The following is a 20,777-nucleotide window of genomic DNA, read 5'->3' as shown; positions in this document are numbered from 1 at the left end:
ACGCCTCTCCTCGCGGGCCGCCCACCGGTGGGCCGAGGTCCACGCACGACACACGAGACACAGCGTCGCGGTGAGCCACGGCACCGACGGCGACCCGATACTCGTCGAACCCGGCGACTGGGAGTCATCGCCGTCGCGTGACGAGTCCGGCCCCGGGACCGAACGTCCGTAGCGAGACCGTTCTCAGCGCTCGACGGCGACCGACTCGAGCAACACTGGGTCGAGCGGACGGTCGTTCTCGTCGGTGGCCACCGTACCGATAGCTTCGACGACGTCCATCCCGGCGACGACGTTCCCGAAGACGGCGTGGCGGCCGTCGAGGTGTGGTTGCGCGTCGAGCGTGACGAAGAACTGCGAGCCGTTCGTGTCGGGACCGCGGTTCGCCATCGACAGCACACCGGCGCTGTCGTGTGTCAGGTCGGGGTGGAACTCGTCCTCGAACGTGTATCCGGGACCGCCTCGACCCGTCCCGGTGGGGTCCCCGCCCTGTATCATGAAGTCGTCGATGACGCGGTGGAACGGGACGTCCGCGTAGAGGGGGTCGTCTCGAATCTCTCCGGTTTCGGGGTCTCGCCACGCGAGTTCGCCCGTCGCGAGGCCGACGAAGTTACCGACGGTCAGCGGTACCAGGTCGGGGGAGAGTTCGACCGTCACGTCGCCCATCGTCGTCCGGAGCGTCGCACCGTCGGCGGTCGGGAGGTCGACCGACCGCGAGGTGGCCGTGCTCGGTGTCCCTTCGGTCGACTCGGGGCGGGCTGTCGGCGTCGGCGTCGACGTCAGTGTCGGCGAAGCGGACGGAGAGGAGGCCGAAGAACAGCCAGCGAGGCCGGCCGTAGCCAGCGCCACGCCGGCATGGAGGGCGCGTCGTCGTGTCGAGTGCATACGCCCGAGAGTGGCCCGACACGTATAACCACTACCGCTCCCGGTTCCGGTCCTGGTCCCGGTTCCGGTCGTCTCCACTCGGTGCCGCGGAACCGTCGCGTGTCGCGTCCGTCAGCGGTCGACGTCGACGGATTCGAGGACGACGTCCTCGTGCGGCTTGTCGTTCCGGCCCGTCGGGACCGAACCGATCTCCTCGACGACGTCCATCCCGTCGACGACCTTCCCGAAGACCGCGTGGCGGTCGTCGAGGTGTGGCTGGGCGTCGAGCGTGATGAAGAACTGGGACCCGTTCGTGTTCGGGCCGCTGTTCGCCATCGACAGTACGCCGACGTCGTCGTGTCGCAACTCGGGGTGGAACTCGTCGTCGAACGTGTACCCCGGGCCGCCTCGGCCCGTGCCGGTGGGGTCCCCGCCCTGAATCATGAAGTCGTCGATAACGCGGTGGAAGATGACGTCCTCGTAGAGGGGGTCCGTGCGGGTCTCGCCCGTCTCGGGGTCCTCCCACTCTTGCTCGCCAGTGGCGAGGCCGACGAAGTTCTCGACGGTGTTCGGCGCTCGCTCGTCGTACAGTTCGACGGTGATGTCGCCCTTCGACGTGTGCAGCGTCGCTGTCAGATTACTCATACCCGACACGTCGAAGCGCGGGGTGAAAACCCTGCCGTCCGCGTCCCGCGACCGAGCCTTTACATCGGATACCGCGGCCTCGTCTCCCTGTGCGCTGACGCGAGCCGTGGGCCGACTGCGGGTGTGCGACACCGCGGTCCACGGCGGGGAACGGTGTCGCCCGTTCGCACCCTCTCGTTCGATCCCAACGCAGTTATTCGTCTCTCCTGAGAGGGAGAGATATGACGAACTGGCGCGCAGTAGGAGTCGGCTTCGTCCTCCTCGTCGTCATCGGGACGGCCGGCGTCTCCGTACCGGCAGTCGGACAGCTCGGGGCGGGACTCGTCGGCGGCTTCGCCGCTGGCTACCTCGCCGGGGGAGGACCGGGGCGGGGTGCCTGGCACGGCCTCGTCGCCGGCTCGCTCGCGGGGCTGGTCGTCGCCGTCGTCGTCGCGTTCTTAGGGAGCCTCGTCGGCGGCGTCGCCGGGGGACCGCTGGGAGCCCTGCTCGGCGGCTTCGGCGCCTTCGTCGTGCTCTCGGCGATTACCCTCCTGCTCGCGGCCGACAGCGCAGTCGCCGGCGCCGTCGGCGGCTGGGTGAAGCGCCGGACGACGTAGTGCCGGCGAGCGGGTCGGACGGTCTGTCACCCGCGGTCGAGGTACTCCTGCTGGACGGCGACGACCTCCGTCGAGTCGGCACAGTCGGCGTATCGGCGGAGCGGTTCGTCGTTGAGTTTGAGGAACGTCTCCCCCCACCGGAACTTCGAGAGGACGGCCGCCGCCTGGTCTCGTTCGCCGAAGAGACACAGCGCGGCCGCGAGCGCTTCGACCGTCGTCAACTGGAGCGGCCGCCCGAAGTTCACTGGGTTGGCCGCGACGAGGTACGGGAGCGCGCGGTGTTCGCCGCGGAGCGAGAACCGTTTCTCGCCCGCCGACTCCCAGGAGCAGTCGAGCGCCACGAGCGTCTCGGTCGCGTCCGCCGGCGAGAGTGCCTGCTCGGCGTGGGGGTTCAGAACGACGCCGGACGGCGTCGCTCTGTCGGACCGGTGGAGCGTCGCGAGGTCGAACCGGGCGAGTTTGCGCGCCGTGCACTTGTCGGGGTCGTCGTCGCCCTCGTAGCGGACGTGCAGGTCGACGGACACGGACGTGGATAGACGAGGCGTCGGTAAAGCCCGTTCGGGTCCGGCGGCTCAGGGCGTCCGGTCGGAGCGTTCGGGGACGAGCGCCCGCCGGCGACGGGTGAACTCCTCGTCGTCCACCTCACCACGGACGTGTGCCTCCTCGAGCGCCGCCAGCGCGTCCTCCTGCCGTTCGCCGAAAGCGACGGCCGCGAGCAGGGTACAGACGAGTACGAGGAAGCCGAGGCCGACGACCAACGTCAGAGAGGCCCCGGGAGCCGAGCCCCACGCGGCGACGACCATCGTATCGACACCCGGAGGCATCGCGCTGGGGGCGGTGACGCCGGCCGCGGGGCCATAGTGGTGTGGCGCCGCGGCGACGACGCCCCAGAAGAGCAGCCGCCACGCGCCCCAGAGCACCGCACCGAGCAGCGGAACCGCGAGCAGGACGGCGGCACCCCAGACGGCGAGGTGCGCCCAGTGTGTGCGTCGAGTGGTCATACCGTGAGGTACGACGTCCAGAGCGGTGTGTTCCTCGGTGATTCTCGGGGGGTGAGAACGGGTGTCAGTCGTCCGCGCCGAGCGCCGACTCGCCGACCTTCTCGTGCCCTTCGATCCGTTCCTGCCCGCCCATGTACGGACGGAGCGCCTCGGGGACGGTGACGGTGCCGTCGTCGTTCTGGTAGTACTCGAGGATGGCGACCATCACCCGACCGACCGCGGTGCCCGAGGCGTTGAGCGTGTGGAGGTACTCCGCCGACTCGTGGTGTTCGGGTCGGTACCGGATGCCCGCCCGGCGGGCCTGGAACTCCTCGAAGTTCGAGGCGCTGGAAACCTCCAGCCACCGTCCGCCCATCCCGGGCCCGTCGTCCGCGTCCGTCCCGGGTGCCCACACCTCCAGGTCGTACGTCTTCGCGGAGGCGAAGGTGAGGTCACCCGTACAGAGCGAGAGCACGCGGTACGGGAGTTCGAGTCGCTCGAGCACCTCGGCGGCTTCCTCGACGAGCCCCTCCAGTCGCTCGTACGACTCGTCGGGTTCGACGAAGTTGACGAGTTCGACCTTGTTGAACTGGTGGACGCGGACGATGCCTCGCGTCTCCGTGCCGTGTTCGCCCGCCTCCCGCCGGAAGTTGGGGGTGTACGCCTGGTGCTTCAGCGGGAGGTCCTCGCGGAGGAGGATGTCGTCGGCGTACATGTTCGTCACGGGCACCTCGGCGGTGGGGCAGAGCCAGAGGTCGTCGTCCCCGTAGTCGTCGAACTCGTCGCCGCCGATGCGGTAGGCGTCCTCGTTGAACTTCGGGAGCTGGCCCGTCCCCCGCATCGACGCGCTCTTCACGGGGATGGGCGGGAAGAGGTCGACGTACGCCTGCTCGCGGTGGACGTCCAGCATGAACTGGACGAGCGCGTGTTCGAGTCGTGCGCCGTCGCCCTTCAGGAAGTAGAAGCCCGCGCCCGTGGTCTTCGCGCCGCGGGCCTCGTCGATGATGTCGAGATCCTCGCCGAGGTCGTAGTGCGGCGTCACCTCGTCGGGCAGGTCACGGACGTCGTCGAACCCCCACCGACCCACCTCCACGTTGTCGGCCTCGTCCTCGCCGACCGGGACCGACTCGTGGGGGACGTTCGGTAGTTCGAGCATCCGCTCTTCCAGTTCGGATTCGAGTTCGTCCGCTCGCGTCTCGACCTCCTGAATCTTCGTCTTGAGTTCCTGCGAGCGCTCGATGGCCTCGTCGGCCTCGTCGTGGTTCCCCTCCTGTTTCAGCTGTCCGATCTTCGAGGAGACCTCGTTGCGCTCGTGACGGAGGTCGTCACCTTCGCTCTTGAGGCGACGCCACTCGGCGTCGAGTTCGAGGAGTCGGTCCAGGTCGGTGTCGTACCCGCGGTGGTCGAGCGAGGCCCGAACCTCGTCGGGGTGCTCGCGGAGGTACTGCCTGCTCAGCATTTGATTCGGATTCAGACGGACGCGGCAAAACCGTGTCGTTCGACGGGCGTCACAGGTCGCCTCGACCGGGAGGCCTACGTCGACCCGTGAGAGACGGGGGCACGCGTCGATGCCGTCGACCGAACCCTTTTGCCACCCCGCCGCCCTCCTGTGGCCATGGCCATCGGCGACTGGTTCGAAGTCCCCGGCTGCACCGACCTCTACTACGTCGACGTCGGCGCGTACGGCATCCCGGAGTACGGGACGGTGTACGTCCTCGACGCGGAGCGCCCGGCCGTCGTCGACACCGGTCTCGGACGGAACCGCGAGTACGTGTACGACCTGCTCGACGAACTCGGGGCCGCCCCCGAGTACATCGTCGCGACCCACGTCCACCTGGACCACGCCGGCGGCGCGGGCTACCTCGCCGAGCGGTACCCCGAGGCGACGGTCGTGACGCCCGAACCCGGCGTCGAGCATCTCGTCGACCCCTCGCGCCTGGTCGCGGGGACGAAAGCGGCCGTCGAGGACCAGTGGAAGTACTACGACGAACCGCTCCCCGTGCCCGAAGCGCGCATCGAGGGCCTCACCGACGGGGACGTCCTCGACCTGGGCGACCGGGCGCTCACCGTCCACCACGCGCCGGGACACGCCCCTCACCACTGTTTCCTCCACGACGACGGCGACGACATCGTCTTCACGGCCGACGCTGCGGGCATCTTCGTCCCCGAGACGGGCGACGTCCGGCCGACGTCACCGCCCGCACAGTTCCACCTCGAGAAGTCCCTCGCCGACGCGGAGGCTATCGCTGCACTCGACCCCGAGGTGCTGTGTTACGGTCACTTCGGGTCGCAGGCCTACGAGGACGGCGTGATGGACGAGTACAAACGGACGCTCGTCGAGTGGGTCGAGGCCGTCCGCTCGAAACGGCTCGAACTCGAAGACGACGAGGCCGTCGTCGAGTACTTCATGGACCACACGGACATGGTCGAGGTGTGGGGCGAGGAGAAGGCCCGTTCGGAGGACCGGCTCAACACCAAGGGCGTGCTGGGCTACCTCGACTACGTCGACGAGAGAGCGTAGGGGGCCGGGTCGGACGACGGCTCACCACGCCGGGTCGGCTCACGCCGGGAGGACGGGGACGGAAGCCGTCCGGAGGACGCGGTCGGTACAGGAGCCGATGTGTGGGGCCGGATGCGCCGAGGCGCCGTGCAGCCCCATCACGATGAGGTCGACGTCGTGTTCGTCCGCGTAGGCAGTGATTATCTCGTGGGGCATCCCCCGCTGGACGCTCGTCCGGACGTCGAGGCCGGCCTCCGACCCGCGCTCCACGACGGCGTCGAGGTACCCCTCTCCTTCGGTTTCGAGCTGTTCGAACCGCAACTCCACGTCGGAGAGAGCGGGCGTCTGCCCGTAGATGCGTTCGTCGACGACGTACAGTGCGTGGACTGTCGCGCCGTACTGCTTCGCGATGTCGATTCCCGCGGTCACGCCACGCTCCGCGCCGGTGCTCCCGTCGGTGGGGATGAGGACAGTGCGGTACATACTCGAGATTGGATGTCGACTCGGTTATACTTCGCCGTGACTCTCGCCGACTGAGAACCGCTCGGCTCCTCGGAGACAATCTATGGCTTTATGTTCGAGGGGGGATTGAATCGCCGTACATGGAGGCGAACTGAATGGCAACCGGTGGCGGAGTGAGCCTCATCCCCATCGTCGCAGCCATCATCGGTATCGGCGTCATCTCGCAGGTGCTCTCCGACCGGTTCCAGGTGCCGAGCGTGGTGTTCCTCATCGCGGCGGGAATCACGCTCGGTCCCGAGGTGCTCGGTGTCGTCGACCCGGACGTGTTCGGCGGAGGCCTCTCCGACATCGTCGGCCTCTCGGTGGCCATCATCGTCTTCGAGGGCGCGTTCCACCTCCGCGTCGAGAAGCTCAGAGAGGCGCCGGCGGCGACGCTCAGACTCGTCACTATCGGTGCCGGCATCGCACTCGTCGGCACGGCGGCGGCCATCCACTACGTCCTCGGCACGTCGTGGCTCGTCGCCTTCCTCATCGGCGCGCTCCTCGTCGCGACGGGGCCGACGGTCATCGCACCCATCCTGGAGGTCGTCCCCGCGCGTGACCGCGTCGAGGCGGCCCTGGAGACGGAGGGCATCGTCAACGACGTCACCGCGGCCATCCTCGCAGTCGTCATCTTCGAGGCGCTCATCGCACAGGAGACCGGTGCCGGCCTGTTCGTCTCGCTGTTCGCCGAGCGACTCGGCGTCGGGATGCTCATCGGCGTCGTCGTCGCCGCCGTCGTCTACTACCTCCTGCAGTACGTCGACCTCTCGCCCGGGAACGCCCCGCAGAACGCTCGCCTCCTCGTACTGGCGGGCGCGCTGGTCGCGTACGGCGCGGCGGACGCCATCGTCACCGAGGCGGGCATCGCCGCGGTGGCGACGGCCGGCGTCCTGCTCGGCAACCTCGACGTCCCCTACGAGCACGACATCTCGGAGTTCAAGGGTGACGTCACCCTCATCGTCCTCTCGTTCGTCTTCATCGCGCTCGCCGCCCTCTTGCAGTTCTCGACGCTCATCCAACTCGGCGTCGCCGGCCTCGCGGTGGTGGCCGCCGTCGCACTCGTCATCCGCCCGGCCGTCGTGTTCGCCTCCTGCGTCGGCGACCGGTTCACGACGAACGAGAAGTGGTTCATGAGCTTCGTCGGCCCCCGTGGCATCATCCCCGCGTCGGTGGCGACGCTGTTCGCCATCGAACTCCGGGCGCAGGGACTCACCGAGGCCGCGGACCTCCTCGTCGGCACCGTCTTCCTCGTCATCCTCATGACCGTCGTCTTCGAGGGGGGCTTCGCCCGACGAATCGCTGAATACCTGGACGTGATTCCCATGCGTGTACTCGTCATCGGAGGCGGGAAGGTGGGCCGGACGCTCGCCGACCGCCTCGAAGACCGCGGAGAGAACGTCGTACTGATCGAGAACAACCGAGACACCGTCGAGACGGCCCGCAACGAGGGCTTCGCCGTCCACCACGGCGACGGCACGGACACCGACGTCCTCCGCTCGGCCGGCGCCGAGAAGGCGAAGGTGGTCGTCGCCGCCACCGGCGACGACGACGTGAACCTCCTCGTCGCCCAGCTGTCGAGCTCGAAGTTCGCGCCCGAGACCATCCTCGCGCGCGTCAACAACCCCGCGAACGTCGAAGCGTTCGAGGAGCTGGGGGTGCGGACCATCTCGACGACTCTCGCCACCGCGCAGGCGCTCGACAACTACATCGAGCGCCCCGCGATGATGAACTGGATGAGCGAAATCGGTCGGTCCGGCGACGTCCAGGAGGTCGAACTCACCGCCGACGAACTCATCGGGATGACCATCGAGGAGATCAGCGACGAACTCCCCGGCGGCGTCCTCATCGCGCTCGTCGCCCGGGACGGCGACGCGCGCGTCCCCACAGACGACTTCACCGTCGAGTACGGCGACCGTGTCACCGTCATCGGCGAACGGGAAGTCGTCCGCGAGGCGATGTCGTTCGTCCACCCAGAGAACTGAACACACGGGGCCGGAACGCTGGAGCGACCGGACGCGGTACCGTGACCCGACCGAGCTGTGAGTCGCCGCGTCGGCCGTCGAGAGTGGTGGGAGACGCCCGCACGAGACACGGGCCGATAGACGCCTTCTCCTCCCCAGCCGAGTGCTCGCGCACGGAGCCGCGAGCACAGCCCCCCTCGCGCGCCGCTCACTCACGCTGCTCGTTCGCTTCCGCGCGCCGGCCGCCACCACGGCTCGGGGGCGCGTGACGGACGCGGCTCCGTCCGCGACCGACACCGCGCGAGGGACGACTGAGCGACTGACCGGAGGGAAGGAGCGAAGGAGTCGGCTGGGGAGGACGTGGCCTCACCACGTCCGTGTGTCGGACGGTGTCCTACCGTCCGTCCGGTGTCTTCGTCGGCGTTCGCTCCGTTCTTCCACTCGAACGACCACAAACCGCGTCTCGTCCGAGACACACGTCGCACTCACCACGACACCGGAACACCAGTCACGGAGCGAACCGACGTCGAAATCCGACACTACGAAACACGACACACACGACTACGACTGCGTCCGCGCCCAGCGGACGAAGACGACCCAGTAGCCGACGACGAGCCCGCCGAGGAGGAGCCAGACGGGGTCGCTCAGCGCCGGCTGACCGACGAGTCCGGCCTCGACGGCCGCCATCCCGACGCCCGCGAGGACGGCCGCGACGCCGACTGCGACGGTACGTTTCATCGGCGACAATTACACACTCCCCGACATATTCGTACCGGTTGTCGGCGGCGACGCGGTACGCGGTGGAAGGGGGACGCCACCTTTATCGCCGGGAGTCGAGAAGAGACACCCATGCGACACGCGAAGGGCCCACTCCTCTCGGTCGACCTCACCGACCGGACGACGAGCGAGACAGACGTCACCGACGTCCTCGCGTCGTTCATCGGCGGCCGAGGCGTCGGGACGAAACTCGCACACGACCGCATCCCGTACGACGCCGACCCGCTCGGCCCGGAGAACCGGCTGTTCTTCACCACGGGACCGATGCAGCACTCACAGATGTCGTTCACGGGCCGGATGAACGCCACGGCGGTCTCCCCTCTGACCGACGGGTTGCTCTCGTCGAACGCCGGCGGCTTCATGTCGCGGAACTTCACCGCCACCGGCTACGGCGCAGTGGAGTTCCACGGTGCGAGCGACGAACTCCTCGCCATCCACGTCACCGACGAGGGCGTCGAGTTCGAGCCGGTACCCGACCTCGCGGGCGCGACTACCTCCGAGGCCGTCGCGTACGTCGAGGAGTCGCGTGACCTCGCCGCGGAACACGTCGCCAACGTCGGGCCGGCGGGCGAGAACGAGGTCCGTTTCGCCTCCATTATGACCTCCGAGTCGCGGGCCTTCGGCCGCGGTGGCCTCGGCGCCGTGCTGGGAGCGAAGAGGGTGAAGCTCGTCACGTTCGACGGCGACTCGACCCCCGAGGTGGAGATACCCCCCGTCCAGATGGATGTCCACCGCGAGGCCGCGACGGACGACCACATCATGAAACGGCAGGGGACCACCTCGGTGACCGACCTCGGAAACGAGGTGTCGGCGCTCCCGACGCGGTACTTCTCGGAACTGCAGTTCGAGGGCGTCGAGGGCATCAACGGCGACCGGGTCGAGGAGAAGAAGTTCAAGAAGGGGACCTGTTCGGCGTGCGCCTTCGCGTGTAAGCTCCCCACGAAGGACGAAGAGCGGGGAGTCGAGACGGAGGGGCCGGAGTTCGAGACGGTGATGTCGTTCGGCTCGAACTGTGCGGTCGACGACATCGTCGACGTGATGCAGTCGAACGAGCTCTGCGACCAGCTCGGGATGGACACCATCTCCGCCGGCGACACCGTCGCGGCGTACCTCGCCAGCGAGGACGAGTTCGGCAACGTCGACCTCGTCCACGAGACGGTCGAGAAGATCGCCCACCGCGAGGGCGTCGGCGACCTCCTCGCCGAGGGCGTCGCCCGCTGTCACGAGGAACTGGGCGTCGAGAACTGGAGCGTCAAAGGACTGGAGTTCCCCGGCCACGACGGCCGGACGCTCCAGGGACAGGGCCTCTCCTTCGCCGTGGCGAACCGCGGGGCGGACCACATGTACGCCACGTTCTACGCGCTGGAGTACCCGCTGGTCGGGAAGGACGAAGCGATGGACCCCTCGGGCCTCGGCGCGAAGCCGGAGCGACTCGTCGAGCGGGAGAACCACCACGCGGTGCTCGACTCGGGCGTCGTCTGCAAGTTCTCCCGCGGGTTCGTCACCGACGACCGACTCGCGGAACTGCTCGGCGCGGAGTTCGACGACCTGATGGCCGTCGGTTCGCGCATCGTCGACCTCGAGCGACACTTCAACAACCAGCGCGGCTTCGACCGGGACGCGGACACCCTCCCCTACTCGCTCCCGGACTTCGACGAGGCGCTCGACGACTACTACGCGGCCCGCGGCTGGTCCTCTGAGGGGACTGTCCCCGACGCCCGTCTCACCGGGTCGGGCGGTGCCGCACCCGCCGACGACTGAACGGTCGCACGTGGCGTCGGTCGCCACACGCGTCCACGGAATCACTTTCTCGGCCGCTCCCGTAGGAGCAGCCATGACGTTCGTCGTCCCCTTCGACGGCTCTCCGCTCGCACAGGCGGCACTCTCGCGGGCCGTCGCGTTCGCCGGTGTCACCGACGAGACGGTCGTCGCGGTCACCGTCGTCCCGGCGGGGAACGCCGACTACGCTCGGGGCAAGGAGTGGCTCTCGGCCGACGAGTCGTTCGACCGCGGGACCGTCGTCGACCGCATCCGGGGACGCGTCGTCGACCTCGCGCCGGACGCCTCGTTCCGGGTCGAGTTCGTCGACAGACACGCCCCGACCGGGACACTGTCGACGCGGATCCGTCGTGTCCTCCGGGAGGAGGCCGCGACGATGGTGTTCGTCGGCAGCGACAACGCCGGTCGCGTCGCCGCGAGTGTCGCCAGCGTCGGCCACGGCGTCAGCGGCGCGCCGGAGTACGACGTGGTAATCGTCCGGACGCCCGACCCCTCGCCGGTCACGGCCGTCCGCGAGCAGGAACCGCTCGCGGAGCGGCAGGGAGAGGGGGACGCGAACTGACCCGTCCCCCCGTGACGGCGCGCGTCAGGAGCGGACGACTCGCCAGGCAGCACCGGCGGTGGCTGCGACGCCAGCCAGTGCGGTGCCGGCACCGAACCCGGGGACTGGCGTCGACGCTGCTCCGTGTCCATGTCTGTGACGACGTCGGGGGCCGTTCCGAATGGGACCGCTGCTCGCAGGGGCGAGACGAGCGGACCGGGGCAGGCCCCGGCCGGGCCGTCGAAGTCCCGAGGAATCGGCAGGGCGGGACCACCTCCTGAGTTTGCCAGCAGAACACCGATACGGCCGGCCTGCATCGGTCTCTGCGAATGCGGCTCATCGAGATTTTCGTCCCGGACGACGACCTCGCCACCGTCGAAGAGACCCTCACGGAGGCGAACGTCGAACACGTCCTCGTCGACGAGGCGGGCCCTCGCGGCGGGGTCGTCGCACACATCCCCGTCCCGTCGGGCGGCGTCGACGCGGTCCTCGAGACGCTGTACGACGCCGGACTGGACGAGTCGACGTACACAGTGGTGTCGGAACTGTCAGATGCGACCGTGTCGAACGTCGACGAACTGAGCGAACAGTACGTCGAGGGGCCCCGTGGCGACACCGGCATCTCACACCCCGAGATACGCGAGCGAGCGCGGGACCTCAAGCCGGCCACCGCGACGTACGTCGCGTTCGCCGTGTTCAGCGCCGTCGTCGCCGTCGGCGGCCTCCTCCTCAACTCCGCGATCGTCATCGTGGGGGCGATGGTCATCGCACCCTTCGCGGGGTCGACGCTCTCGGCGAGCGTCGGCGCGGTCATCAGCGACAGAGAGATGGTCGTCGACAGTTTCAGCTCGCAGGCCATCGGACTCGTGGTCGCCTTAGCCGGTGCCGTAGTGATGAGCTTCTTCCTGCTGCGGACCGGCTTCGTCCCGCCGTCGCTCGTCGTCTCGCGGCTCGACCAGGTGGGGGCGTTCACGACCCCGAACGTGCTGACGCTGGTCATCGCCATCGCCGCCGGGTTCGCCGGTGCGTTCGCGCTGGCGACCGACCTGCCTGTGTCGATCGCCGGCGTGGCCGTCGCCGCGGCCATCGTCCCGGCCGCAGCGACGGCCGGCATCGGCGTGGTCTGGGGGCAACCGCTCGTGGTCGCGGGCGCGCTCGTCCTGCTCCTGATGAACATCGTGGTCATCAACCTCGCCGCCTACGTCGGACTCGTCTCGCTGGGCTACCGGTCGTCGATGGTCCGGAGCGTCCGCGAGAACGTGTCGGTCTCCCTCCGGACAGGGGCGTACACCCTCGTCCTCGTGCTGTTCGCCGTCGCCGTCGTCGTCACCGTCGGCGCGACGGCACAGCACATCGCCTTCGAGCAGCAGGTCAACCAGGACGTCCAGTCGGTCGTCAACCAGGAGGCGTACGACTCGCTGGAACTCGTCGGGGTGAAGACGGAGTACAGCGACATGAACGCCCTCGGCCGGGTCGAGTCGGTGACGGTGACGGTGAGTCGGTCGTCGAGCGACGCCGAGTACGACGCGCTCGCCGAGACGTTACGGACCCGCATCACCGACGACACCGGCCGTCCGGTCACGGTCAACGTCCGATTCATCGACTACCAGCAGTCCCGGCCGTCGGCCGCCGGGACGTCGCCGCCGCTGGACCCGTACCCGCGCCTCACCCAGGAGGTCCGGGAGCTCCGGACGGGCCTCGGTCGACGGCTCGGTGTGCCGAGCGTGTGCCCGGCCGACGTGCGCTGCTGAGCGAGCGGCGCCGGTCGGTCTCGACCGAATGGTCGACTACGACCAGGGCGGCCGAGCTTACCGCGAGAGCTCCACCGCCGCACCCTGACCGAAGCCGACACAGAGCGTCGCCAGGCCGCGCGTGGCGTCCCGCTTCTGCATCTCGTGGACGAGCGTCACGGGGAGGCGGGCCCCCGACGCACCGAGCGGGTGGCCGATGGCGATGGCGCCGCCGTTGACGTTGAACCGCTCAGCCGGGATGCCGAGTTCGCGGCGGCAGTACAGCGTCTGCGAGGCGAACGCCTCGTTCAGTTCGACGAGGTCGTAGTCGTCGACGGTGCGGCCGGCCCGTTCGAGGAGGCCTCGCGTCGCCGGCACGGGACCGATGCCCATCACCGTCGGGTCGACGCCGGCGACGTGGTTCGTCCCCACACGAGCGAGGACCTCGAGGCCGTAGTCGGCGGCGAACGCCTCGCTCGTGACGAGGACGAGCGCCGCCCCGTCGGATATCTGTGAGGCGTTGCCCGCCGTCACCGTCCCCCCGTCCCGGAACGCCGGCGGGAGTTCCGAGAGCCCCTCCAGCGTGGTGTCGCGACGGATACCCTCGTCCTCGGTGACCAGTCCGTCCCCGGTGTCGACGGGAACGAGTTCGTCGTCGAACCGGCCCGAGTCGGTCGCGTCGGCGGCCCGCCGCTGTGAGCGGAGGGCGTACTCGTCCTGTGCCTCGCGGGAGACGTCGTACACGTCGGCGACTTTCTCCGCCGTCGCCCCCATCTCCAGTTCGGCGACGTCGTATTCGCTCGTGAGTCGGGGGTGGAGGTCCCCGTACGGCATCGACGACAGCGGGACGCGCGACATGCTCTCGACGCCCCCCGTGACGACGCAGTCGCGGTTGCCGGCCGCGACGGCGTCGGCCGCGGAGATGACCGCCTGCATCGACGACGCACACCACCGGTTGATGGTCGTCGCGGGCGTCTCCTCGCCCAGGGCCGAGAGCAGGGCGACGACCCGCGCGAGGTTGGCGTCCTGTTCGTCACGCTGCTGCGCACAGCCCCACATCAGGTCGTCGACGAGCGCCGGGTCGAGTCCGGTGACGTCGAGGAGGTGGTCGACGAGGGTCGTCGAGAGGTCCTCGCTCCTGACCCCCGAGAGGGCGCCTCCGTCTTTTCCCTGTGGGGTTCGGTAGGCGGCCGCAACGACGGGCGTTGGCATACCTCACTGTCGACGGCCGGCGTGTATAAATCCGGTCGGCCGTCTCCCGTCCCGACTGCGACGCGCGGTCGGGTGGGAGCCGACGCCGCGCGCCGACACAAGGCACTTGTCGGCAGGTGTGAGAGCGGGCGTGTGCCCTCCACTCCGACACGACGCCGTCTCCTCGCCGGCATCGGGAGCGTCGCGCTCGCCGGCTGTCTCGGTGGAGACGGCGAGACGGCTCCGACGACCCGGTCGACGCAGACGCAACCGACGACGGCAGCGGAGACCGAGACGGGGACGGGGACGGCGACACCCGTCCCACCCCGTGAGGTCGAGGCCGACCTCCCCACGAGCGAGTTCGGGCCGCCGTACCCGCCCCTGTCCGTCGACTCCGCCGCGCTGGCGATCGACTTCGCGCTCACGTTCGAGGAGGCGCTCCAGCGGAACCGCGTCCCAACCCTCGAACCCGACGCCACCTACACCCGGCTCGACTCGGCGGACGCGACCGACCCGGAGTCGACGGCGAGCGGGTATCTGGTCGGCGTCCGTGTCGTGCTGTCGTACGGGCGCGAGGTCCACACCAGCGACGACCCGGACGTCGAGAGCTTCGACGAGCGCCGGTCGGTCGCGGCGGCGTACTTCGTCGGTGACCGGGCCGTCCGGGTCCGCACGGAGTCACTCACCGTCGTCGACCCGCGAGAGTCACCGGACGGAGAGGTCGTCGCCTGCGCGGCGTGACGTCCGCCCTCGACCGTCGACTACCGACCGTTCGAGCGCACGCCGCCCGCACCGGACGGGCCGCCGGGTGAGCCGGACTCACCGCGACGAGCGAGTGCCGCCTCGGCGCGGGCGAGGTCGGCCCGGGTGTCGACCGTCAGGAGGCGCTCGGTGCCGACAGTCGCGGCGACGTGGCGTTCCGGGATGACGACCGGCGCGAGCGACTCGACGACGTCACGGAGCGTGCCGCCGGTGTCGAGTGCCTCGGACGCCGCGGCGGCCGCGGCGCGGACGTTGACCGCCGTGGGGAGCGGTCGCGTCCGGCCGTCGGCGCGGACGACCACGCTGGCAGTCGTCGACTGTTCGACCCGGTCGAGGAGGTGACCGAGGAACGCCGACGGGACGAGTGGGAGGTCACAGCCCGTGACGACGGCCGTCAGCCGGTCTGTCTCGCGGAGCGCCGTCAGGAGACCGGCGACCGGCCCGACGCCGTCGACGGGGTCGACGACGAACGATACGTCCGACTCGCCGAGTGCGGCCGCGAAGCGCCGACGCTGGTCGCCCCGACAGCTGACGACCACCTCGTCGACGACGGGTGAGACTGCCTCGACGGCGTGGACGAGGAGTGGCCGGCCGCCGAGGGGGGCGAGCGCCACGTCGCCGTCCTCGAAGCGCGCCGAGCGGCCGCCGGCGAGCACGACACCGGCCCGCCCCGTGTCCGGCTTCAGCCGCGTCATCGTCAGTCGTCACCCCCGCGGTCGGTCGACACGGTCACCCACCGGTCGCCGGCACCACCGTCTCCGTGGGCGTCGACGGACAGGGTCGGACGTGTCACACGTCTCGAGAGCGACGACATGGTCAGAGTTCTCGGCAGCGGGTGTCGTTCCGATTCATCTACTCGACAAGACGTGCATCTTCGGAGGGATATAACTCTGACCGTTGACAAAGTGAAATTCTAAGATATCCTGCCCATAATCCCCCACAATCAGAACTAATATAAGGAAATTAGCCTGTTGAGTACACCTATATTCTCGACACGTCGACGTTCGTCCACTGGCAACCGGAGCGTGACGCGCCGTCCGTGTCGGAGGCCGGCGCGCCCGCGAGGAGTTCTTCGACGGTCTTATGCGCCTGTGGTGGCAACGACGAACGGATGAGTGACCGGGCCCTCGACGTGGTTGAGTTCCTTCTGACTGCCCACATCTACAGTGAGAACCGGCAACTGGACGAGAACGACCTCCCGCCGCGGTACCGGCGTGTCTTCTGGGCCGAGTCCGACGAGGAAGGCGAGGTCGGTGGCGTCGAGCGGCCGCTGGTGGCGACCGAGAAGACCGCACGGCAGGCGACGGGCGTCGACGACCCCTGGGGGACGGTTTCGGACCTGATGTTCACCCAGAAAGAGGAGTTCGCGGGGCGCATCAGCCTCACGCAGCCGGAGATGGCGCTCGACTGGCTCGTACAGCGGTCCGACCGGGACCGGTTCGCGACGAACCCCACGCTCGCGGCGGCCGCCGAGGACCGCGACGACGTCGACGTAAGCCACGAGGAGGCGCGGAAGTCGAACCGGCCCATCCAGGCCGACCGCCTCTGGATCGACAGCCTGCTCGAGTCGTACTTCGACGACGAGGAGGACGCCGAGATGCTCGACCTCGTCTCCGTGCGAGCCCCCGAGGAGATCGAGATGACGCTCGACGACCTCGTGCTCACCCCCGACCAGGAGGGCGAAATCGAGAAGATAGTCAAGGCCATCGAACACCGCGACTACCTCGCCGACATCGGCCTGCGTGAGATCGGTAAACTGCTGTTCGTGGGACCGCCGGGGACCGGCAAGACGACCGTCTCGCGGGCGCTCGCACACGAACTCGGCCTGCCGTTCGTCGAGGTGAAGCTCTCGATGATCACCAGCCAGTACCTCGGCGAGACGGCCAAGAACGTCGACAAGACGTTCGAGGTCGCCCGCCGGCTCTCGCCGTGTATCCTCTTCATCGACGAGTTCGACTCCGTCGCCAAGACTCGGAGGTCGGACGAACACGCCGCCCTGAAGCGCGCCGTCAACACCCTGCTGAAGTGTATCGACGAGATATCGCTCATCAGGGACGACGTGCTCCTCATCGGCGCGACGAACCACCCCGACCAGTTGGACTCGGCGGCGTGGCGGCGCTTCGACGAGATCGTCAACTTCCCCAAGCCCGACTACCAGATGCGCGCGGACATCCTCCGCATCGTCACCCGGCGGATGGACATCGCCGACTTCGACCCCGAGGCGGTCGCGGAGAAGACCGAGGGCCTCACCGGGAGCGACCTCCGACTCGTCCTCCGCGAGGCCGTCCTCGAGGCGCTGACCGAGGAGCGGATGAGCCTCACCCAGGAGGACATCCTCGACGCCGTCGCGGACTTCGAGGAGCGCGACAACCTGAAGAACATGGACATGATCGACGGCGACCAGGAGACGCTCATCGCCGGCGACGGCGGCGCCTCGGACGACGGTCACGACCACAGTCACGGCCACGGACGGACGCACACCCACGACTGAAGGGGCGGCCCCGAGCGCTCGACGACGCGGCTGGTGTTCCACAAGACAGTTGTCGAGCCCTTCACAACCCCGACGTGTGTCCCGACCAGTCGACGGACCCTCCTCCAGACGACGGGCCTCGCCGTCGCCGGCTTCGCGGGGTGTCTCGGCGGGACGACCCTCGACGCGCCGACCGCAGGGACACCGACACGACAGCCGACGACGGACACGTCGTCGACCGCGGCCGTCACGGACCGCCCGCCGGCCGAGGACGCGCCGACGACACCCGAGCCCACGCGACCGCGAGGGGACCCGGTCTCGGCACAGGAGACGTACGTCGACGGCGAAGAGTACACGTCTCTCCCGGACGAGAACGCGGTTCGGTTCGTCTCTGCGTACGAGCACACGAACCACGAGGCAGTGAAGAACGGCTCCAAACCCGAGCAAGAGGCAGTGTACGACACGGTGTCGTTCGAGCGCTGGGGACACGTTCGGTGTGCGAGTATCGTGGCGGATGCAGTGGCGGAGACGACCGCCGAGCGACTCGGTCACGACGAGTTGGACGCCTCCGTAGGCGTCACGTCTCGTTACGGTGGACTCGCCGTCGTCGTCGCGAGGACCGTCACCTACGACCGTCAGGAGAACCGGGTCTCGGCGACCGAGGTTCCCTTCGAGGACCTCGTGGCCACCGCGGCCCGGTCCGTCGATGCGACCGTCTCACTCGCGACGCGCGAGTACGAGACGACGGTCCCCGTGTGGACGACGTTCTTCGAGCAGTGGCAGCAGTGAGTCCGGCACCGCGTGGACGCTTCGCCCACTCTTAAGCACCGTCGTCCCTTGCTCTCGAACAGATGCGGGTCACCCTCCTCGGCACCGGCGACACGACCGGCACCCCGACCGTCGGCTGTGACTGTGACACCTGTGTCCGCGCCCGCGAACTGGGCGTCGAGCGCTCGCGCTTCGCGGTCCACGTCGAGAACCGTCGGACGGGAGAGTGTCTCCTCGTCGACCTCAGCCCCGACTTCCGCCACCAGTTTCTCACCCAGGACGTCTCACTCCCGGACGAGGCCGTCGTGACGCATATCCACTTCGACCACCTCGACGGCCTCGGCAACGCCTACCGCGTCTTCGACGACCTGCCCGTCCACGCCGCGAACGAGACCGACCCCGTCACGGGAGAGTCGGTCGCCGACACCGTCCGGCGGAAGTACGACTACCTCGACCGCATCACCGTCGTCGACCACGCGCCGTTCGAGCGCTTCTCGGTGTGCGGCCTCGACTGTCGCCTCGTGCCGGTGGACCACCCGCCGCTCGTCTGTTACGGCCTCGTCGTCGAGGACCCCGAGACCGGGGCCAAACTGTCGCTGACGGGCGATACGAGCTACGGGATTCCCGACGACTCCCGCGCGGCGCTGGCAGACCCCGACCTCCTCCTCGCCGACGCCATCGTCCCCGCCGCGCTCTGTGAGTACCATCCACTGGGCGGGAGACACGAGAACAGCGAGGGCGTCCCGCGGACGTTCGGGTCGAAACACATGACGCGCGAGGGGGCACTCGACATGGCGCGCGAACTCGGGGCGCGCGAGACGCGACTCGTCCACACCGCCCACTTCTACCCCGCCGAGGAGGCGTTCGAGGAACCGCTGGCAGTCGACGGCGAGCAGTACGACCTCTGAGAGCCCACGACGCGCGGATACCGTAGAGAGATATAAATTCCCCAAATTATACTGCTCCGGTATTTTATCGCACAAATTCGAACAGATAGTGCTAATATCTCGGCCAGCGTAGAACGCACGGAGTATGAGCGTCATCGACAGCGTCCGGACGGGCCTGGGAATCGTGCACGAGGACCGCCACCACTGCTGGGAGTGCGACGCGAACTTCCAGTCGGCGGGACCGCTCGACGAGTGCGTCTACTGCGGGTCGACGGACGTCCGCACCTTCTGAGGACGGAGTCGTCCCGTCGAGCGGGGGATAGAGGGACAGCCGTCAGCCGTCCGCGCGGGCCCCCTCACCGGGCGGCTGGGGGGTTATCGGACGGTACCGTCGCCCGACTGTCCGTGAGCGCCACCGAGCAGTCGGTCGAGTTCGTCGGTCGGAACCGCGTCTCGGAGCGCTGCCAGCCGTTCCGCCAACTGTTCGTGGCCCGCGGCGACGTCCTCGCCGTCCCCCCGTTCGTGCGCCGCCGTCGTCTCGTCGAGCGCCGCCTCGGCCGCGTCCAGCGCGTCGTGGAGGTCGGTACAGCGGTCGGCGATGCGGTGTTCAGTCGTCACGTCGGTGGCGACGCCGAGGACGGCCCCCTCGCCCGCCACGAGGTCGAACGGCACCTTCCGGACCCGCTCGACGGCCTCCTCTCCGCCGGCGTCTGCGGTCCGCTGGGCGGTTATCTCGACGGGTTCGCCCGACTCGATGACCCGGCGGTCCTCGGCGTTGAACCGCGCCGCGGTGTCGTCGTCGAGCAACTCCGCTTCGTGTCTCCCTTCGACCTCCGCGGGGGTGCGCCCGTACGACGCCGCGCCGGGTTCGTTGATGAGGAGGTAGCGACCGGCAGCGTTCTTGACGAAGACGCACTGCGGGAGCTGGTCGACGAGCGGCGGAGTCGGTCGTTGCTCCGTTCGAGTTCGCGCTCCGCCTCGTACCGCGCGACGGCCTCCTCGATGCGGTTCGCCAGCATCACGAACCGGTCGGACTGGCCGCCCTTGCGGACGTAGTCGGTGACGCCGGCGGAGGTGGCTCGGCTCGCGATTTCCTCGGAGCCGCGGCCCGTAAAGAGGATGAACTGGACGTCGGCGTCGAACTCGCGGACCGTCTCGAGCAGTTCGAGGCCGTCGACGTCGGGCATGTCGTAGTCGCTCACGACGCAGTCGACGTCGGGCAGATACGACGGGACCTCGGAGGGGTCGGTCTCGGTGACCACCGAGACCGGACGGTCGGCGGCGGCGGTGACCCGCTCTAGCTGGAGCGCGGCGAGGTCGCAGAACGACGGGTCGTCGTCGACGCACAGCACGCGGATGGCGGCGGTGCTCGCTGTCGTCGCCGGCACCGTGTCGCCCCGCTCCCACTCCGCGACCATACACCCACGGAGGGGGGCTGCCACATATAGCGGTTGTGCCGCCGGGGTGTCGGGAGCCGACACGCGACACGCGGCACGCGACGCGGGGCCGACCGACACGCTCGGGACGGCTGGCGTCCGTCCGTGACCGAACAGGTAAGCGACTGGGGACCGAGGAAGCCGACGATGCCCGAGGTACGTGACGCACTCCGCACGGCCGTTCCGAGCGCCGTCGTGGGCGGACTCGTCTGGCTGGTCTTCGCGTTCGCGACGGGGACGGAGCCCGACTTCCTGCAGGGGGCGCTGTTCGTCCTCGCGTTCGGCGTCGTCTCGGCGGTCGGGTACCGCTACAGTCGGGAGTGACCGGCCGTCAGACGAACCGGTCGAGGCCCCTCTGCGTGCGGGCGGCGCCCGGGGGGGGGGGGGCC

Annotated in this window: 22 protein-coding genes and 1 pseudogene; 12 read left to right on the top strand and 11 right to left on the bottom strand. The window is 69.0% G+C overall.

The genetic code is table 11. The features are described from left to right. Positions 1-183: 183 nt before the first annotated feature. Complete coding sequence (locus tag ACESK5_RS14520) at positions 184-663, bottom strand: peptidylprolyl isomerase (protein WP_372912298.1); 480 nt, start codon at positions 661-663, stop codon at positions 184-186. Between the two features lie 330 nt (positions 664-993). Next, positions 994-1,506 (bottom strand): peptidylprolyl isomerase, encoded by a 513-nt coding sequence (locus ACESK5_RS14515; RefSeq protein WP_372912296.1) that lies wholly within the window; start codon positions 1,504-1,506, stop codon positions 994-996. A 221-nt stretch (positions 1,507-1,727) separates the two neighbouring features. On the opposite strand from ACESK5_RS14515, the gene ACESK5_RS14510 reads away from it, so the two are divergent. Beyond that, entirely contained in the window at positions 1,728-2,102 is a 375-nt protein-coding gene (locus ACESK5_RS14510) for a DUF5518 domain-containing protein (RefSeq protein ID WP_372912295.1), read from the top strand. Between the two features lie 26 nt (positions 2,103-2,128). On the opposite strand, the gene ACESK5_RS14505 is transcribed toward ACESK5_RS14510, so the two are convergent. The 3 genes from ACESK5_RS14505 to serS all read right to left on the bottom strand — a co-directional run bounded on the left by ACESK5_RS14505 (position 2,129) and on the right by serS (position 4,541). Then, on the bottom strand, positions 2,129-2,626 hold the full coding sequence (locus ACESK5_RS14505; RefSeq protein ID WP_372912294.1) for a DUF367 family protein: 498 nt from the start codon (positions 2,624-2,626) through the stop codon (positions 2,129-2,131). 48 nt (positions 2,627-2,674) lie between these two features. Then, the gene (locus ACESK5_RS14500; RefSeq protein WP_372912293.1) at positions 2,675-3,103 is read right to left on the bottom strand and encodes a hypothetical protein; all 429 of its coding nucleotides are present in this window, start codon (positions 3,101-3,103) and stop codon (positions 2,675-2,677) included. A gap of 64 nt (positions 3,104-3,167) precedes the next feature. Then, positions 3,168-4,541, bottom strand: a complete 1,374-nt coding sequence (serS, locus tag ACESK5_RS14495) for a serine--tRNA ligase (protein WP_372912292.1) — start codon at positions 4,539-4,541, stop codon at positions 3,168-3,170. Positions 4,542-4,697: 156 nt separating this feature from the next. Between serS and ACESK5_RS14490 the strand changes: the two genes are divergently transcribed. Continuing rightward, on the top strand, positions 4,698-5,603 hold the full coding sequence (locus ACESK5_RS14490; RefSeq protein ID WP_372912291.1) for an MBL fold metallo-hydrolase: 906 nt from the start codon (positions 4,698-4,700) through the stop codon (positions 5,601-5,603). A 39-nt stretch (positions 5,604-5,642) separates the two neighbouring features. On the opposite strand, the gene ACESK5_RS14485 is transcribed toward ACESK5_RS14490, so the two are convergent. Next, entirely contained in the window at positions 5,643-6,065 is a 423-nt protein-coding gene (locus ACESK5_RS14485; RefSeq protein WP_372912290.1) for a universal stress protein, read from the bottom strand. Positions 6,066-6,199: 134 nt separating this feature from the next. Between ACESK5_RS14485 and ACESK5_RS14480 the strand changes: the two genes are divergently transcribed. Beyond that, the gene (locus ACESK5_RS14480) at positions 6,200-8,068 is read left to right on the top strand and encodes a cation:proton antiporter (RefSeq protein ID WP_372912289.1); all 1,869 of its coding nucleotides are present in this window, start codon (positions 6,200-6,202) and stop codon (positions 8,066-8,068) included. A 540-nt stretch (positions 8,069-8,608) separates the two neighbouring features. On the opposite strand, the gene ACESK5_RS14475 is transcribed toward ACESK5_RS14480, so the two are convergent. Then, positions 8,609-8,785: a hypothetical protein gene (locus ACESK5_RS14475; RefSeq protein ID WP_372912288.1), complete on the bottom strand. Its 177-nt coding sequence runs from the start codon at positions 8,783-8,785 to the stop codon at positions 8,609-8,611. Between the two features lie 111 nt (positions 8,786-8,896). Between ACESK5_RS14475 and ACESK5_RS14470 the strand changes: the two genes are divergently transcribed. The 3 genes from ACESK5_RS14470 (at position 8,897) to ACESK5_RS14460 (ending at position 12,895) form a co-directional block, all read left to right on the top strand. Continuing rightward, positions 8,897-10,585 carry an aldehyde ferredoxin oxidoreductase family protein gene (locus ACESK5_RS14470; RefSeq protein ID WP_372912287.1) on the top strand — a complete coding sequence of 563 codons (1,689 nt, stop codon included), beginning with the start codon at positions 8,897-8,899 and terminating at the stop codon, positions 10,583-10,585. A gap of 73 nt (positions 10,586-10,658) precedes the next feature. Further along, a complete protein-coding gene (locus tag ACESK5_RS14465) occupies positions 10,659-11,165 on the top strand; it encodes a universal stress protein (RefSeq protein WP_372912286.1) in 507 nt (168 codons plus the stop codon). A 308-nt stretch (positions 11,166-11,473) separates the two neighbouring features. Continuing rightward, positions 11,474-12,895, top strand: coding sequence for a TIGR00341 family protein (locus tag ACESK5_RS14460; protein ID WP_372912285.1), 1,422 nt, complete (start codon positions 11,474-11,476; stop codon positions 12,893-12,895). Positions 12,896-12,952: 57 nt separating this feature from the next. Here the strand turns inward: ACESK5_RS14460 and ACESK5_RS14455 are convergent, their stop codons facing one another. Further along, a complete protein-coding gene (locus ACESK5_RS14455) occupies positions 12,953-14,086 on the bottom strand; it encodes an acetyl-CoA C-acyltransferase (RefSeq protein ID WP_372912284.1) in 1,134 nt (377 codons plus the stop codon). 132 nt (positions 14,087-14,218) lie between these two features. On the opposite strand from ACESK5_RS14455, the gene ACESK5_RS14450 reads away from it, so the two are divergent. Next, a complete protein-coding gene (locus ACESK5_RS14450) occupies positions 14,219-14,806 on the top strand; it encodes a hypothetical protein (protein WP_372912283.1) in 588 nt (195 codons plus the stop codon). 20 nt (positions 14,807-14,826) lie between these two features. On the opposite strand, the gene ACESK5_RS14445 is transcribed toward ACESK5_RS14450, so the two are convergent. Then, complete coding sequence (locus ACESK5_RS14445) at positions 14,827-15,522, bottom strand: NTP transferase domain-containing protein (RefSeq protein WP_372912282.1); 696 nt, start codon at positions 15,520-15,522, stop codon at positions 14,827-14,829. A gap of 416 nt (positions 15,523-15,938) precedes the next feature. On the opposite strand from ACESK5_RS14445, the gene ACESK5_RS14440 reads away from it, so the two are divergent. The 4 genes from ACESK5_RS14440 to ACESK5_RS14425 all read left to right on the top strand — a co-directional run bounded on the left by ACESK5_RS14440 (position 15,939) and on the right by ACESK5_RS14425 (position 19,244). After that, positions 15,939-17,318, top strand: a complete 1,380-nt coding sequence (locus ACESK5_RS14440) for an ATP-binding protein (RefSeq protein ID WP_372912281.1) — start codon at positions 15,939-15,941, stop codon at positions 17,316-17,318. A gap of 33 nt (positions 17,319-17,351) precedes the next feature. Then, positions 17,352-18,086 carry a hypothetical protein gene (locus ACESK5_RS14435; RefSeq protein WP_372912280.1) on the top strand — a complete coding sequence of 245 codons (735 nt, stop codon included), beginning with the start codon at positions 17,352-17,354 and terminating at the stop codon, positions 18,084-18,086. 62 nt (positions 18,087-18,148) lie between these two features. Continuing rightward, positions 18,149-18,973 (top strand): MBL fold metallo-hydrolase, encoded by an 825-nt coding sequence (locus tag ACESK5_RS14430; protein WP_372912279.1) that lies wholly within the window; start codon positions 18,149-18,151, stop codon positions 18,971-18,973. 124 nt (positions 18,974-19,097) lie between these two features. Further along, complete coding sequence (locus ACESK5_RS14425; RefSeq protein ID WP_372912278.1) at positions 19,098-19,244, top strand: hypothetical protein; 147 nt, start codon at positions 19,098-19,100, stop codon at positions 19,242-19,244. 83 nt (positions 19,245-19,327) lie between these two features. Here ACESK5_RS14425 and ACESK5_RS14420 read toward each other — a convergent pair whose 3' ends face one another. Together ACESK5_RS14420 and ACESK5_RS14415 are read right to left on the bottom strand one after the other, a co-directional pair. Then, positions 19,328-19,828 (bottom strand): PAS domain-containing protein, encoded by a 501-nt coding sequence (locus ACESK5_RS14420; RefSeq protein WP_372912297.1) that lies wholly within the window; start codon positions 19,826-19,828, stop codon positions 19,328-19,330. Between the two features lie 158 nt (positions 19,829-19,986). Beyond that, positions 19,987-20,370, bottom strand: a pseudogene (locus ACESK5_RS14415) (response regulator); the annotation flags it as partial. 165 nt (positions 20,371-20,535) lie between these two features. Between ACESK5_RS14415 and ACESK5_RS14410 the strand changes: the two are divergent. Beyond that, positions 20,536-20,712, top strand: coding sequence for a hypothetical protein (locus ACESK5_RS14410; protein WP_372912277.1), 177 nt, complete (start codon positions 20,536-20,538; stop codon positions 20,710-20,712). The last annotated feature ends 65 nt before the right edge of the window (positions 20,713-20,777 follow it).

The sequence above is a fragment of the Salinigranum sp. genome (assembly GCF_041641895.1).
Taxonomy (GTDB): domain Archaea; phylum Halobacteriota; class Halobacteria; order Halobacteriales; family Haloferacaceae; genus Salinigranum.
This window is presented reverse-complemented; position numbering and strand designations above follow the sequence as displayed.

Coding starts and splice junctions, on each gene's coding strand:
- ACESK5_RS14445 (WP_372912282.1), bottom strand. CDS start 15,522: ATGACGCGGCTGAAGCCGGACACGGGGCGGGCCGGTGTCGTGCTCGCC.
- ACESK5_RS14480 (WP_372912289.1), top strand. CDS start 6,200: ATGGCAACCGGTGGCGGAGTGAGCCTCATCCCCATCGTCGCAGCCATC.
- ACESK5_RS14440 (WP_372912281.1), top strand. CDS start 15,939: ATGAGTGACCGGGCCCTCGACGTGGTTGAGTTCCTTCTGACTGCCCAC.
- ACESK5_RS14515 (WP_372912296.1), bottom strand. CDS start 1,506: ATGAGTAATCTGACAGCGACGCTGCACACGTCGAAGGGCGACATCACC.
- ACESK5_RS14430 (WP_372912279.1), top strand. CDS start 18,149: ATGCGGGTCACCCTCCTCGGCACCGGCGACACGACCGGCACCCCGACC.
- ACESK5_RS14465 (WP_372912286.1), top strand. CDS start 10,659: ATGACGTTCGTCGTCCCCTTCGACGGCTCTCCGCTCGCACAGGCGGCA.
- ACESK5_RS14490 (WP_372912291.1), top strand. CDS start 4,698: ATGGCCATCGGCGACTGGTTCGAAGTCCCCGGCTGCACCGACCTCTAC.
- ACESK5_RS14500 (WP_372912293.1), bottom strand. CDS start 3,103: ATGACCACTCGACGCACACACTGGGCGCACCTCGCCGTCTGGGGTGCC.
- ACESK5_RS14425 (WP_372912278.1), top strand. CDS start 19,098: ATGAGCGTCATCGACAGCGTCCGGACGGGCCTGGGAATCGTGCACGAG.
- ACESK5_RS14510 (WP_372912295.1), top strand. CDS start 1,728: ATGACGAACTGGCGCGCAGTAGGAGTCGGCTTCGTCCTCCTCGTCGTC.
- ACESK5_RS14520 (WP_372912298.1), bottom strand. CDS start 663: ATGGGCGACGTGACGGTCGAACTCTCCCCCGACCTGGTACCGCTGACC.
- ACESK5_RS14455 (WP_372912284.1), bottom strand. CDS start 14,086: ATGCCAACGCCCGTCGTTGCGGCCGCCTACCGAACCCCACAGGGAAAA.
- ACESK5_RS14470 (WP_372912287.1), top strand. CDS start 8,897: ATGCGACACGCGAAGGGCCCACTCCTCTCGGTCGACCTCACCGACCGG.
- ACESK5_RS14485 (WP_372912290.1), bottom strand. CDS start 6,065: ATGTACCGCACTGTCCTCATCCCCACCGACGGGAGCACCGGCGCGGAG.
- serS (WP_372912292.1), bottom strand. CDS start 4,541: ATGCTGAGCAGGCAGTACCTCCGCGAGCACCCCGACGAGGTTCGGGCC.
- ACESK5_RS14460 (WP_372912285.1), top strand. CDS start 11,474: ATGCGGCTCATCGAGATTTTCGTCCCGGACGACGACCTCGCCACCGTC.
- ACESK5_RS14475 (WP_372912288.1), bottom strand. CDS start 8,785: ATGAAACGTACCGTCGCAGTCGGCGTCGCGGCCGTCCTCGCGGGCGTC.
- ACESK5_RS14410 (WP_372912277.1), top strand. CDS start 20,536: ATGCCCGAGGTACGTGACGCACTCCGCACGGCCGTTCCGAGCGCCGTC.